Annotated in this window: 16 protein-coding genes; 5 read left to right on the forward strand and 11 right to left on the reverse strand. The window is 63.6% G+C overall.

Annotated elements, in window-relative coordinates; all coding sequences use genetic code 11:
* Positions 1-54 precede the first annotated feature (54 nt).
* A complete protein-coding gene (locus CIT40_RS05435; protein ID WP_094894798.1) occupies positions 55-939 on the reverse strand; it encodes an amidohydrolase family protein in 885 nt (294 codons plus the stop codon).
* A gap of 311 nt (positions 940-1,250) precedes the next feature.
* Here CIT40_RS05435 and ykgO point away from each other — a divergent pair, with 311 nt between their 5' ends.
* The 3 genes from ykgO (at position 1,251) to CIT40_RS05450 (ending at position 2,520) form a co-directional block, all read left to right on the forward strand.
* Positions 1,251-1,376: a type B 50S ribosomal protein L36 gene (ykgO, locus tag CIT40_RS05440; RefSeq protein WP_006611362.1), complete on the forward strand. Its 126-nt coding sequence runs from the start codon at positions 1,251-1,253 to the stop codon at positions 1,374-1,376.
* 118 nt (positions 1,377-1,494) lie between these two features.
* On the forward strand, positions 1,495-2,133 hold the full coding sequence (locus CIT40_RS05445) for a tetratricopeptide repeat protein (protein WP_094894801.1): 639 nt from the start codon (positions 1,495-1,497) through the stop codon (positions 2,131-2,133).
* 126 nt (positions 2,134-2,259) lie between these two features.
* Positions 2,260-2,520: a hypothetical protein gene (locus CIT40_RS05450; protein ID WP_094894804.1), complete on the forward strand. Its 261-nt coding sequence runs from the start codon at positions 2,260-2,262 to the stop codon at positions 2,518-2,520.
* A gap of 7 nt (positions 2,521-2,527) precedes the next feature.
* Here the strand turns inward: CIT40_RS05450 and CIT40_RS05455 are convergent, their stop codons facing one another.
* Positions 2,528-2,710 (reverse strand): hypothetical protein, encoded by a 183-nt coding sequence (locus tag CIT40_RS05455; protein WP_094894807.1) that lies wholly within the window; start codon positions 2,708-2,710, stop codon positions 2,528-2,530.
* A gap of 327 nt (positions 2,711-3,037) precedes the next feature.
* Between CIT40_RS05455 and CIT40_RS05460 the strand changes: the two genes are divergently transcribed.
* Positions 3,038-4,024: an alpha/beta fold hydrolase gene (locus tag CIT40_RS05460; protein ID WP_094894810.1), complete on the forward strand. Its 987-nt coding sequence runs from the start codon at positions 3,038-3,040 to the stop codon at positions 4,022-4,024.
* Here CIT40_RS05460 and CIT40_RS05465 read toward each other — a convergent pair.
* The 8 genes from CIT40_RS05465 to CIT40_RS05500 all read right to left on the reverse strand — a co-directional run bounded on the left by CIT40_RS05465 (position 4,021) and on the right by CIT40_RS05500 (position 11,059).
* Positions 4,021-4,536: a flavin reductase family protein gene (locus CIT40_RS05465; protein ID WP_202975465.1), complete on the reverse strand. Its 516-nt coding sequence runs from the start codon at positions 4,534-4,536 to the stop codon at positions 4,021-4,023. The genes CIT40_RS05460 and CIT40_RS05465 overlap by 4 nt on opposite strands.
* Positions 4,523-5,854: an LLM class flavin-dependent oxidoreductase gene (locus CIT40_RS05470; protein WP_202975466.1), complete on the reverse strand. Its 1,332-nt coding sequence runs from the start codon at positions 5,852-5,854 to the stop codon at positions 4,523-4,525. The genes CIT40_RS05465 and CIT40_RS05470 overlap by 14 nt, the downstream gene beginning before the upstream one ends.
* A 78-nt stretch (positions 5,855-5,932) precedes the next feature.
* The gene (locus CIT40_RS05475) at positions 5,933-7,156 is read right to left on the reverse strand and encodes an ABC transporter substrate-binding protein (protein WP_094894816.1); all 1,224 of its coding nucleotides are present in this window, start codon (positions 7,154-7,156) and stop codon (positions 5,933-5,935) included.
* On the reverse strand, positions 7,153-7,779 hold the full coding sequence (locus CIT40_RS05480; protein WP_094894819.1) for a carboxymuconolactone decarboxylase family protein: 627 nt from the start codon (positions 7,777-7,779) through the stop codon (positions 7,153-7,155). The genes CIT40_RS05475 and CIT40_RS05480 overlap by 4 nt, the downstream gene beginning before the upstream one ends.
* A complete protein-coding gene (locus CIT40_RS05485; protein ID WP_094894822.1) occupies positions 7,779-8,699 on the reverse strand; it encodes a branched-chain amino acid ABC transporter permease in 921 nt (306 codons plus the stop codon). Before CIT40_RS05485 ends, CIT40_RS05480 begins: the two co-directional genes overlap by 1 nt.
* Positions 8,696-9,559 carry a branched-chain amino acid ABC transporter permease gene (locus tag CIT40_RS05490; RefSeq protein ID WP_202975467.1) on the reverse strand — a complete coding sequence of 288 codons (864 nt, stop codon included), beginning with the start codon at positions 9,557-9,559 and terminating at the stop codon, positions 8,696-8,698. Before CIT40_RS05490 ends, CIT40_RS05485 begins: the two co-directional genes overlap by 4 nt.
* Before the next feature lies 1 nt (position 9,560).
* Complete coding sequence (locus CIT40_RS05495; protein ID WP_094894825.1) at positions 9,561-10,298, reverse strand: ABC transporter ATP-binding protein; 738 nt, start codon at positions 10,296-10,298, stop codon at positions 9,561-9,563.
* Positions 10,295-11,059, reverse strand: a complete 765-nt coding sequence (locus CIT40_RS05500; protein ID WP_094894828.1) for an ABC transporter ATP-binding protein — start codon at positions 11,057-11,059, stop codon at positions 10,295-10,297. The genes CIT40_RS05495 and CIT40_RS05500 overlap by 4 nt, the downstream gene beginning before the upstream one ends.
* 228 nt (positions 11,060-11,287) lie before the next feature.
* On the opposite strand from CIT40_RS05500, the gene CIT40_RS05505 reads away from it, so the two are divergent.
* The gene (locus CIT40_RS05505) at positions 11,288-12,130 is read left to right on the forward strand and encodes a LysR substrate-binding domain-containing protein (RefSeq protein ID WP_162307360.1); all 843 of its coding nucleotides are present in this window, start codon (positions 11,288-11,290) and stop codon (positions 12,128-12,130) included.
* 18 nt (positions 12,131-12,148) lie between these two features.
* Here CIT40_RS05505 and cycA read toward each other — a convergent pair whose 3' ends face one another.
* Positions 12,149-12,544 carry a cytochrome c-550 CycA gene (gene cycA / locus CIT40_RS05510; RefSeq protein WP_094894834.1) on the reverse strand — a complete coding sequence of 132 codons (396 nt, stop codon included), beginning with the start codon at positions 12,542-12,544 and terminating at the stop codon, positions 12,149-12,151.
* Positions 12,545-12,555 lie beyond the last annotated feature (11 nt).

The raw sequence follows: 12,555 nt of genomic DNA on the forward strand, positions 1-12,555 counted from the left end.
GCGGGTTAGGTTGGTGGCTCTCGCGAGGGCTTGTCGCGAGAGCTCGTCTCCTCGTCAGATCCCCAACAGCCTGCGCGCATTCGCCTTCAGCACCTTCGGCCGGATCTCGTCGCGGATCTCGATCTTGGAAAAATCCGATAGCCAGCGGTCCGGCGTGATCACCGGCCAATCCGAGCCGAACAGCATCTTGTCCTGCAGGATCGAGTTGATGTAGCGCACCAGGATCGGCGGGAAATATTTCGGCGACCATCCCGAGAGGTCGATATAGACGTTCGGCTTGTGGGTCGCGACCGACAGCGCCTCTTCCTGCCAGGGGAAAGAGGGATGGGCGAGGATGATCTTGAGGTCGGGGAAATCGGCCGCGACGTCGTCCATGTACATCGGGTTGGAATATTTCAGCCGCATCCCCATGCCGCCGGGCATTCCGGAGCCGACGCCGGTCTGGCCGGTGTGGAACAGCGCGACCGCGCCGCCATTGTTGATCTCTTCGTAGAGCGGATAGGCCATGCGGTCGTTGGCGTAGAAGCCCTGCATGGTCGGATGGAATTTGAAGCCGCGCACCCCGTATTCCTCGATCAGCTTGCGCGCCTCGCGCGCGCCGAGCTTGCCCTTGTGCGGGTCGATCGAGACGAAGGGGATGAGGACGTCGAGATGGTCGGAGGCGGCCTCAATCATCTCGTAATTGTTGTAGCGGCGGAAGCCGGTCTCGCGCTCGGCGTCGACCGGGAAGATCACCGCGGCGATGTTCTTGGAGCGGTAATAGGCCGCGGTCTCCGGCACCGTCGGCGGATGCTTGTTCGGCGACTTGAAATACTCCGCCATCTGCGCCTGGAAGTCGTCATAGCCGTCGTCGGGATGGCAGCCGCAGGGCTCCTCGGCATGGGTGTGGATGTCGATGGCGACGACTTTGTCGATATCAGGCAGCTTCAGCTTCGGCATGGTTTCCTCCCGACGGGTTGCCGAATTGATTATATGATATAACGAACTTGGCAAGGCGTCGTCGAAACACCGCTGATTTCCTTGGCGATAAATCGGGCCGATCCGGCCGTTTCTACTGTGCATGGGGTTGTTTTCACGAATTTGCCGGTTCGGAACCCGGCAGTTAACATTGACATGACCTCCCGCGATGCCTTAAGAACCGCCCCGTCCCGGGCGGTCGTCCGCCGGCGGGAAAGATCTCATTTTGCCACATTCGCGCGTGCCGAAACGGTAGTGCCGAACACGGCCTTTCGAACGTTCAGGATTCTGCCATGAAGGTCCGTAACTCCCTGAAGTCGCTGCGCGGTCGCCATCGCGCCAACCGCCTGGTCCGCCGCAAGGGCCGGGTCTATGTGATCAACAAGGTGCAGCGCCGCTTCAAGGCTCGTCAGGGCTGATCAGTCAAAGGCTGATCCCTGCCGAGGGCTCCGCGCGCGCCCCGCAAGACCACTGCTCACACGAGTTTGACGCCGCCTTTGCTTTGCAAGGGCGGCTTTGCGCGTTTAGACTTTGGCCATGGCAGTGAGATTCCTTTTCGCGCGCACTTTGTGTCTGGCCCTCGTTCTGGGGACGGTCGGCCTCGCTCCGGCGCTGGCGCAGGCTGATCGTCCGGCACCGTCCGGCAAGCAGCAGAAGCTCCCAGAGGCGCCGGCCAAGCTGCCCAAGGTCGATCGCACCAAGAATCTCGATTTCCTGTTCGGCGCGCTGAAGGCGGCGCCCGACGAGGCCAGTGCCAAGCATGTCGAGGCGCGGATCTGGGCGATCTGGCTGCAGACCCCGAGCGACACCGCGTCCTTGCTGATGGCGCGGGCGAAGACCGCAGTCGATGCCAAGAAGATCGATGTCGCGATCAAGCTTTTGGATTCGGTCATCAAGCTCAGGCCCGACTACATCGAGGCCTGGAACCGGCGCGCCACGCTCTACTACATGCAGAACGATTACGGCCGTTCGCTTGCGGATATCCAGCAGGTGCTGATCCGGGAGCCGCGCCATTTCGGTGCGCTCGCAGGCCTCGGCATGATCATGCAGGAGGTCGGCGACGACAAGCGCGCGCTCGACGCCTATCGCAAGGCGCTGGCCGTCAATCCGCACCTCGAAAAGATTCCCGACCAGGTCAAGTCGCTGACCGAGAAGGTCGAGGGACGAGATATTTAGCCTCAAACTCCATTATGTCTCGAGTGAACGCGGCTGCTTCGGATTAACCACGATCGCAAAGCGCGGCATCGTGAGCCCTATTGCCGGTGCCGCAGCAGGCCTACCTGCATGGCAGGAGCAAAAGCCATGAAGCGTTTGATCTTTGCAGGTGTGTTGCTGCTGGCGTCGGGAACGTTGAGCTTCGCCGACGGACTGTTCTGGGTGGTCGGCAACCGCGCCACCGGAAAATGCAATATCGTGACCAGCAATCCGGTCATCATCGGCGATATCTGGTTCGGCGACGGTCCCTACAAGTCCAAGGCCGATGCCAAGCTTGCCCGCTCGACCATCCGCGCCTGTCCCGCGCCCACGCCGGACGAGGAAAAGGAAGAGGACGGCACGAACTAGTCTGCCATCAATGCAGGGCGTTGCCGCCGCGTTCGACCGGGCCGCGATCGATGGCCGCGGCGTAGGCCTTTGCCAGCTCCGTTTCCAGGTGCTCGTTGATCAGCAGCAGCGCCCGCACGGCACCGCGCAGATCGCCGTTGCAGCTCGCCACGATCTCGTCGATCGCAGTGTCGTTCGATCTGAAGCTCATCGAAAATCCTCCGGTTCAACCAGGACGAATATGCCGGTCTTTCCTAACAATCTCCTGAGGTTGCGAGGAGGATCGGCGCCCACCCGCACATAGATGGCGGAACCGACCATGGCGATTATAAGGAAGCCGCGATGACGGCCGGATGAAGTCGATCCCCTCTTGTGCTTCTCCGGTGATTGATGTTGATTTCATTGAGCTTTTCATTCGGCAATTGTGCACATATCCACAGCCCGGCATTTTCGGTGGAAGACGGCAGGCCGCCCCAGCGAAACTGCCACCCAGTAAGCTCGTAACTGCCCTGTGCCCAGGATCACCCGGATTCCCTTCATGATCGTGATGTCAGTCGTGACGGCGCTGGTTCTGCTGGCGCTGGTCACGCAGGCTGGAATCGTCGCCGTGCAGTGCGCCTACCCGCCGCAGGGCGAGATGGTCGAGGTCGACGGCGCGACGCTTCACGTCGTCGATATCGGCCCGCGCGATTCAGGATTGCCGATCGTGATGCTGCACGGTGCGAGCTCCAATCTCGAAGCGATGCGGCGCCCGCTCGGCGACCTCCTCGCCAAAGACCACCGCGTCATCCTGGTCGACCGCCCCGGCCACGGCTGGAGCACGCGCGCGCGGCGCCACGATTCCACGCCGCAGATCCAGGCGCGGATGATCGACGAGGCGTTGGGCAAGCTCGGTATCGATCGTGCGGTTTTCGTCGTTCATTCCTGGAGCGGTGCGCTCGGCGCGCGGATTGCGCTCGATCATCCCGGCCGCGTCGCCGGTCTGGTCATGCTCGCACCCGTCACCCATCCCTGGCGCGGCGGCGTCGGCCGCTACAACGAGATCATCGCAAAGCCGGTGATCGGTCCGCTGCTCGCCTACACGATCACCCTGCCGCTCGGTTACTTTCTGGCCGAGCCTGGTGCGCGCAGCGTGTTCCTGCCGCAGATGATGCCGGATGGATTCGTTCAGGATTCCGCGACACCGCTGCTGCTGCGCCCGCGCGAGTTCATCGCCAATGCCTATGATCTGGTCACGCTGAAGCAGGCGGTGACCGAGCAAGCCGCACGCTACGGCGAGATCTCGGCGCCGGTCACGATCATCGCCGGCGAGCCGGACAAGACGGTGAAGACCGACATCCATGCCCGCCCGTTTGCGGCCATGGTGCCGCAAACGAAGCTGATCGTGCTGCCCGATCTCGGCCATATGGTGCAGAACGCGGTGCCGGACCTCGTGAAGGCGGAGATCGAGACGATGCTCGGCGGGATCCGACGGGCCGCGCGGGGCCAGGATCCGGCCGGTTCAGCTTCAACGAGAAATCCCTAGCTGCGGAATTTGCCGTCCTGATGGAGCAGTGGCAGGCTGTCGCTGCTGCCCGAGGCAACCACCCTTCCGATAAAGATCGAGTGCGTACCGAATCCGGTCTGCTGCTCGACCAGGCACGCGAAGTATGAAGTGCAGTGCTCGATGATCGGGCAGTGGTTGGAGCCGAGACTGTAAGGTACATCCGCGAACGGCTCGACGGGCGTCGAGGCAAAGTGCGTCGCGAGCCGCTCCTGTTCAGCGGAGAGGACATTCACAGTATAGGCGCCTGATCGTTCGATCAGCGCGTGTGAGCGGTTGGCCCTGTTGACCACGATCAGCAGCGACGGCGGATCGGCGGACACGCTGCACACCGCGGTGGCGGTCATGCCGTTGAACAGGCCGCCGCTGCCGCTGGTGATGACGCTGACCGTCGCCGCCATGCGCCGCATCGCAGCCTTGAACGCCGCTGGTGCGATACTGGCGAGGAGGTCGACGTTGCTGCCCTGCGCAGGCTGCACCTCACGCTGTCCCATCGGCGATCCCGAGATGGTCGCGCAACGTGACGCCGGCATAGTCGCGGCGGAACAGGCCCTTGTCCTGGAGGATCGGTACCACACCGTCGACGAAATCCTCGAAGGTGTCGGGGAGAAACGCCGGCGACACAACAAAACCGTCTGCGGCGCCGGAGGCGACGATATCGGCCATCTCGTCGGCGACGTCCTTGGCAGTGCCGACCAGCCGCGGGCACATCACGCCGCGGCCGTAGATGCGCCCCGCGTCGGCGATGCTGATCGGCTCGCCTGCCGCGATGCTCTTCAATGCATTGATGTTGCCCTGACTGCCCGACGACGTGACCGACTCCACGGACTCATCGAGCGGCAGTGCGGAGAAATCGGCATTGGCGTGCGCGCCGAGCGTGGACAATCCGACCAGCGGATCGACCAGCGAATCGTGCAGGTCGCGCTTCTCCTCTGCCTCGGCGCGGCTCTCGCCGATGAAGGGCATGATCGCCATCAGAATCCGGCTGGCATCGGCGGGCCGGCCCTGCTGCGCCAGCGCAGCGTGAACTTCGGCGGTGAACTTGTGCATCCGCTCCATATTCGGCTGCAGTGCAAAGATCACCTCCGACCAGCGTGCGGCGAATGCCTTGCCGCGCCCGGACGAGCCAGCCTGGATGACCACCGGCCGTCCCTGCGGACCGCGCGGGATATTCAGCGGGCCGCGCGATTGGAACCATTTTCCGGAATGGTTGAGATAGTGCACTTTGCTGGGATCGGCGTAGATGCCGCGGGCGCGGTCGAGGACCAGCGCGTCGGGCTCCCAACTGTCCCAGAGCTTGAAAGCCACTTCCATGAACTCGTCGGCACGGTCGTAGCGCTCGTCATGGCCGAGATGCGGCACGTTGCCGTAATTGAGCGCCTCGCCGTCGTTCATCGACGTCACCACGTTCCAGGCGGCGCGCCCGGCGGAGATGTGGTCGAGCGTGGCGAATTCGCGCGCGATATTGTAGGGCGCGTCGTAGGTGGTGGACCTCGTCGCGCCGAGGCCGATGCGGCTGGTCACCGCCGCCAGCGCCCCCAGGATCGGCATCGGGTCCATCCGTGTCGCATCCTGGTCGCCATGGCGAATGCCGGTCACATGGCTTGCGCCGTAGCGGTCGGCGATGGCCAGCCGGTCGGCGAAGAACATGAAGTCGAAGCGCCCGCGCTCCAGCACCTTGGCGATGCGCGTGTAGTGCTCGAGGCTGAGAAAATCCGTGGTGTGTTTCGGATTGCGCCAGATTGCGTGGCTGTGAACCACCGGGCCCGCGATCAGGAAGCCGCAGAGATGCATCGTTTTCGATTTGGCCAATTTGTCCTCCCGCATAGGTTCGCGTGTGGCGCCGGCGGCAGCCGGCGCCTTGTCCTTCTTCCCAGTGTCTCGTCGTCTTCAGGTCACGACTTCGACGATCTTGTTCTTGCCCTTCTCGATGACCTGATGCAGGAACGAGCGGTTGAGCTGGTCGCCGCGTTCGTCGAAATCAACGGTGGCACCGGCGCCGACGAAGTTGATCTTCTTGCCGGCCCGCACCATCTCCAGCGCTTTCAGGATGTCGTCGACTTCCTCGCCCGGTGGATTGCACACCTCGCGGATCGATTTCACCCATACCGCAGCTTCCTGGGTCTTGGCGTGCTCCATCGCCAGCGCGGTGACGCAGACCTGGTCATGGGTGTTGCCGGCGAACAGGAACGCGGTGCCTTCGGGGGCGCCCATCAGCTTGACGAACTTCTTGTAGGCGGCCGAGTCCATCGGCGGCGCCGGCTGTAGATGGTGGATGCCTTCGGCCACTTCGGGCGTGACGCTCCTCAAGTAGGCGCCGTCGGCGTCGGCACCTGTGCCGAGCCCGAGAATCTTTGACTTGAAGCCGCCACGATAGACTTCCTTGCTGATGGCGACGAAGTCGGTGAGCAGCGACAGGCAGAACACGCCGTCGGGCTCCGGGCCGAACGCCTTCTCGACTTCGGCGCGATACGAAGCCTGATCCGGATTGTACTGGACCACGTCGATGACCTGGCCGCCCAGCTTGGCCATCTCGGCCTTGAACGGCTCGATCATCGAGATCACGAACGGGTTCTGCTGGGCGAGAATAGTGACCTTCTTCAGTTTGAGGCTGGTCATCACCTTGGCGCCGGCGGGACCCCACTGGCTGCTCTTGGCCTGGAAGCGGTAGATCAGACCCTTGGTGTCGCCGTCAGTGATGCCGTTGGCCGAGGCCGAAACCATCTCCACTTTGTTGGCGGCGAGGATCAGCGGCTTGGCCGCCAGCGCGATCGGGCTGCCCCAGAAACCGCCGACCAATTCGACCTTGTTGACATCGAGCAATTTGCGTGTCGCGGTGACACCGACCGTCGGGTTGGTCTCGGAATCCTCGACGTAGAGATGCAGCTTGCGCCCGCCCAGGATTCCGCCGGCATCGTTGATGATCTTGACGACGAGATCGGCGGCTTTTTTCATGTCGGGCCCATAGGGGCCGGTGGCACCGGAGAATGGCAGAACCATTCCGATCGGGATTTCCGCGGCCTGCGCCAGTGCCGACGCTCCGGTGAGGCCGGTCAGCGATGCCGCACCCAGTCCGGCGAGCACGTGTCGCCGGCTGATCGTTGAATCCATCATCGCAAGTCTCCGTTGTCATCAGTTGAGGAAATGTGGGGTGGAAGAATCGGTTGAGTGTCCTGGGGTTCAAGTGGAGCAAGGAAAGCCGCGAGCCGGTCGGCGGCGCTGCCGTCGTCGATCTGCAGCGCATCGTTGAAGCGGTTGTAGAAGCCGGCAAGTGCGATACGCAGCGTCAGCTCGACGATTTCGGCCTCGGAGAAGTGCCTGCGCAGCCGATCGAAGACGTTGTCGCGGATCCGCCCGGCGTTCTGCGTCACCAGCGTCGCGTATTCGACCACAAGGCGGTCGACCTCGTCGAAGGCGGGATGGTCGGTGCTCGGAAGTGCGGCGATCGCGTCCGCCGGCAGCCCTTCGACCGCGAGCACCGGCGAGTGGCTGGCGACGCAATAGTTGCACGCGTTGAGCTGGGAGACCACGACGATGGCGAGTTCGATGTAGCGCCACGTCACGCCGCGCCGCGCCTTCAACTCCATCAGCATACGGCAGAGATGATCGAGCGCAGGAGGCACATGCGCAAGCACCGCGGCCTGATCGCGGAAAGGGCCGTAGGACACGAAGCGGTCGTAAACTTCGGCGATCTCAGGTGCCAGTGCTGACGAAGGCAGGGGGGTGACGCGCGGCATCAGGACGTCCCTTCATGATCGGGGAAGAAGTCGTTGGCTTTCCGTTGCGGCTCCGGCAGCAGGCCTTGCGGGCGGAGGATCAGCAGCAGGACGATACCGAGGCCGATCAGGCCGAGCCGCAGCGCCGCCAGCTGGGTGCCGTCGATCACGGCAAATGCATCCTTGAGAAAACGGGTGGCCTCGAGCAACACCATGATGGTGCCGGCACCGAAAAGCAGGCCGAAATTGGAACCACGACCACCTGCAATCACGGCCATGAAGGCGTAGGCGGTGATGATCGAGGTGAACTGGCTGGGATCGATATAGGTCAGGTAGAAGGCGTGCAGCGCGCCTGCCGTGCCCATCACCGCGCCGCCGGTTGCGAATGCTTTCACCCGTAGCAGCAGCACGGGCTTGCCGAGCGCCGCCGCCACAGTGGCGTCGTCGCGGACCGCTCGCAGCGCGCGCCCAAAAGGCGAGCGCACCAGCGTCTCCAGCAGCACAAAAACGATCGCCACCAGCACCAGGGCGAACGCGGCCAGCATCAGGTCGTACTGCCGCGGCGGCACCAGGTTGACGAAGGGACGGGGAATGTCGGCGATGCCGACGGCGCCGCCGGTCAGCCAGCTTTCGTTCAGCAGCAGGATGCGGACGACTTCGCCGAAGCCAATGGTCACAATCGCGAGGTAATTTTCCTCGAGCCGGATCGACAGGAAGGCGAGCACCGTGCTGATCATCGCGCACAGGGCGGCGGCGGCGATCATCGCGGGGAACCATCCCAGCGGCGGTGCCAGCAGCGCGGTGGTGTAGGCGCCGAGCGCGACGAAGCCGACCACGCCGAAATTGACCAGCCCGGCGACGCCCCATTGCACGTTCAGCGCCAGCCCCACCAGGGCGGAGACTGCGACCAGGACGATCAGGGTGGTGAGATAGGCGATCACTTGCGCACCGCCTTCCCGCCGAACAGGCCGCGGTTGCGCACCAGCAATAGCAGCAGGATCACCGCAAAGCTGACGATCTGCCGGTAATTGGTGGGCAGCACCAGCGAGGACAATTCTTCAGCAAGCCCGATCACGATGGCACCGACGATGGCGCCGGTCGGACTTCCCAGTCCGCCGAGGATGGCCGCGGCGAAGATCGGAATCTGGTAGTTCCAGCCGAGCAGCGGATCGACGGCGCGGTCCAGTCCGGCGAGGACGCCCGACAAGGCGGTGAGGCTTCCCGCGATACACCAGGTGATACGCGCGATGGTCTGGCGCTCGACGCCGCGCACCGCGGCCAGTGCCGGATTGTCGGCCACTGCGCGCATCGCCCGTCCGAGCGGCGAGGCATGAAGCAGCAACTGAATCAGGATCACGCAGGCGATCACGACGATGGCCGTGATCAACTGCTCCTGGTTGATGCGCAAACCATGCCATCGGATCGGCCGGGCCACCTCAAAAGCGAAATTGCGGGTCGCATTGCCGAACGCGAAGCGGCAGATGTTCTCCAGGACCAGCGATATTCCGAGCGAGGACACCAGCAGCGTGATCGATCCGCGGTCGCGCAGCCGGGAATAGACCAGCACGTCGCAGAGCATCGCGACCAGCGCCATGACGACCGCCGAGGCCACGGCGGCGACTGCGAGCGGCATGCCGAGCAGGCTGTTGGCGACCCAGGCGGCATAGGCGCCAAACGTCAGCATTGCGCCGATGGCGAAGTTCGGGAATTTCAGGATACCGAAGGTCAGCGTCAACGCCAAAGCCGGCAGCGCCAGCAGCAGGCCCGTAACAAAACCGTTGAGGACGAGTTGCGCGATCATCTCAGCCTGCCTTCGCGAAGAACAGGTCGGCAAGATCGGCGTTCGAGATGTCCTTGGCCGGCGCCCGCAGACTCTTGCGTCCGGCCACCAACACCATGACCTCGTCGGCGATTCGCAGTGCTGCCGCGACGTTTTGCTCAACCAAAAGCACGGTGACGCCACTCTCGCGCACCCGCACCACCGCTTCCATGGTTTCGCCGACGAATTTCGGTGAGAGCCCCGCCGACGGTTCGTCGAGCAGCAGCACTTCGGGATTGGCGAGCAGCGCGCAGGCAAAGGCCAGCATCTGGCGCTGGCCGCCTGACAGATTGCCGGCCAGCAGTTTCGGCCGCGCGGCGATCTCCGGAAACAGCGCCATCACCAGTTCCCGCTGCGCCGGTCCGACGCCGGGACGGCCGCGCAGGAATTCGGTCGCAAGCTTGAGGTTCTCGCGGATGGTGAGGTTGCCGAACACATTGGCTTCCTGCGGCACATAGGCAAGCCCGGCCATGACGCGCCGTGCCGGCGACAGGGCCGTCACGTCGCGGCCGGTCACCGCGATGATGCCGGCACGAGGCCGCAGCAGGCCGGCGAGCGTCTTGACGAAGGTCGACTTGCCCGAGCCGTTCGGACCGATCACCGCCAAAACGGTTTCCGGCGCCTGATCGATGTCGATGCCGCAGACGATGTCGCCGCCGTTGCCGTAGCCAGCGCGCAAGCCCTGCACCGAAAGTGCTGGAGTGACCGGAGGCATGCTCATACCCCCAACCCGAGATAAGCGTCGATGACGCGGGCATCCGCGGTGACTTCGGCAAAGCTGCCCGAGATCAGATTGGTGCCTTCCGCCAGCACGTGGACATGGTCGCAGATCGCACCGATCAGGTGCATGTCATGCTCGACGATGCCGAACGAGATACCGTCGGCCTTCAATTCGCGGATCAGTTCGATGATGTCCTTCAGTAACGGCGGCGCGACTCCGGCGGCAGGCTCGTCAAGCAGCACCAGCGTCGGCTCCAGCAGCAGCACGCGCGCCAGTTCCAGCAGCTTCTTTTGGCCGCCCGAGAGCGCCGAGGCCGAATGATCGGCCAGTTTCCACAGCCCGATCCGCTTCAGCACGTCGCGGGCCTTGGCCGCGTGGCGGGCTTCCTGCTCGCGCACCGTGGCGCGGGCGAACAGCGCTCCCGAGATGACCTCGCCGCGCTGGTGAAACGGTGCCAGCAGCAGGTTTTCCAGAACCGTCAGGCCGCCGAGTTCGCGCACGATCTGGAACGTTCGGACCAGCCCGAGCGTGGCGACCCGGTGCATCGGCTGTCCCGTGACGTCGCGGGCGTCGAAATGAACTGTGCCATTGTCCGGCTTGACCAGGCCCGAGATGACATTGAGCAGCGTCGTCTTGCCGGCGCCGTTCGGCCCGATCAGGCCGGTGACCTGGCCTCGTTTGAGCGACAGCGAACAATGATCGAGGGCGGCGAGGCCGCCGAAATGCTTGCTGACATCTCTGACTTCGAGCAGCGCCGTCATATGAAGCGCTCGCGAAGTGGTACAGGGAAGCGCCGACGCGGGCGATAGGCTTGGCTACAAAATAGGCGCATGTGCTCGCTTATTGGGCGTAAGCTATTTACTTTGCTGAGGAATTTTGACGGTACTTGATGCCGAAGGCAAATTTATTGTGCTTCGCGATAAGCCAAGTTTTGCTTATCAAGGGCCATGCGACGCCCGCTCGAAATTGCTCTGCTGCGGACCTTTGTGATGCTGGTCGAAGAGCGCGGCGTCACCCGCGTGGCGCGACGGCAGAATCTCACCCAGCCAGCGGTCAGCCTGCAATTGGCGCGATTGGAAGAGGCCGCCGGGCAGCGCATCTTCGAACGGGACCGGAGACACCTCCGATTGACCCGACATGGCGAGATCCTGCTGCCCTACGCCCGGCTGATGCTCAAACTGCACGACGACGCCCGCGCGCGGTTGTCGGCGGAGGACATCGCGGGCCGGGTCACTCTCGGCTGTCCCGACCTCTACGCGGCGTTCCTGCTGCCCCAGACCCTGGCGCGGTTTCGCGCCTCCTATCCCGGTGTCGAAGTAACGGTGCGCTGTGCGCTCAGCGCGCAACTGGCCGAGGAGATATCAAACGGGCGGCTCGATGTCGCGCTGGCGACCCGTATGCCGCACGTCCATCCCAAGGTCGGCAGCGTCACCCTGCTGCGCCATGAGCCGCTGGTCTGGCTGGGCGCCGAGAATGGCGCCGCCTTCAAGGCCGATACAATTCCGCTGGCCATGCTGCCTGACGGCAATCTTTACCGCGACTACGCGCTGGCTGCGCTCAACGAGGCTGGCCGCACGTGGCGAATTTCCTGCATCTCGGAAAGCATCGCTGGGATGGAGGCAATGGCGCTGGCCGACGCCGCCGTGATCGTGCTGGCGGCGTCGGTCAAAGTGAACGGACTGCGCCGACTCGACGCCGAAGACGGCCTGCCGCCGCTGCCTGATGTCGATCTGATGTTGTGGCAGCGCGAACCGGGATTAATCCCCGCCGCCGATCATCTGGCAGCTTATATCATCAAGGATATCGGGACGACCGCTGGGAGAGATGCCTGAACGGCGGCCCCTCCACGCTTACTGCTTGATCTTCCCGTCCTTGTCGAACTGCGACACATAGGTCCAGAGATTGTTGATCTCGGTCTCGTTCTTGATGCCGGCGAACGCCATCTTGGTGCCGGGGATCTTCGCCTTGGGGTCCTTGATGTATTCCTTGAAGGTGGCTTCGTCCCAGGTGATGCCGGAATTCTTGTTCGCGTCCGAATAATTGTAATCCGGAGCGGTTCCCGACTTGCGGCCGTTGAGACCGTTGAGCTCGGGGCCCACCTTGTTCTTGGCGCCTTCGCCGATCGCGTGACAGGCCAGGCATTTGTTGAACGACGTCTTGCCGGCCGCGGCATCCTGCGCCATCGCGGCGGGTGCGGTGGCAATCGCGGTGAGGATCGTCAGTGCGCCAAAAATCAGTTTTGTCATCGGGTGCTCTT

Origin of the sequence: Bradyrhizobium amphicarpaeae (genome assembly GCF_002266435.3) — a bacterium.
GTDB classification, from domain to species: domain Bacteria; phylum Pseudomonadota; class Alphaproteobacteria; order Rhizobiales; family Xanthobacteraceae; genus Bradyrhizobium; species Bradyrhizobium amphicarpaeae.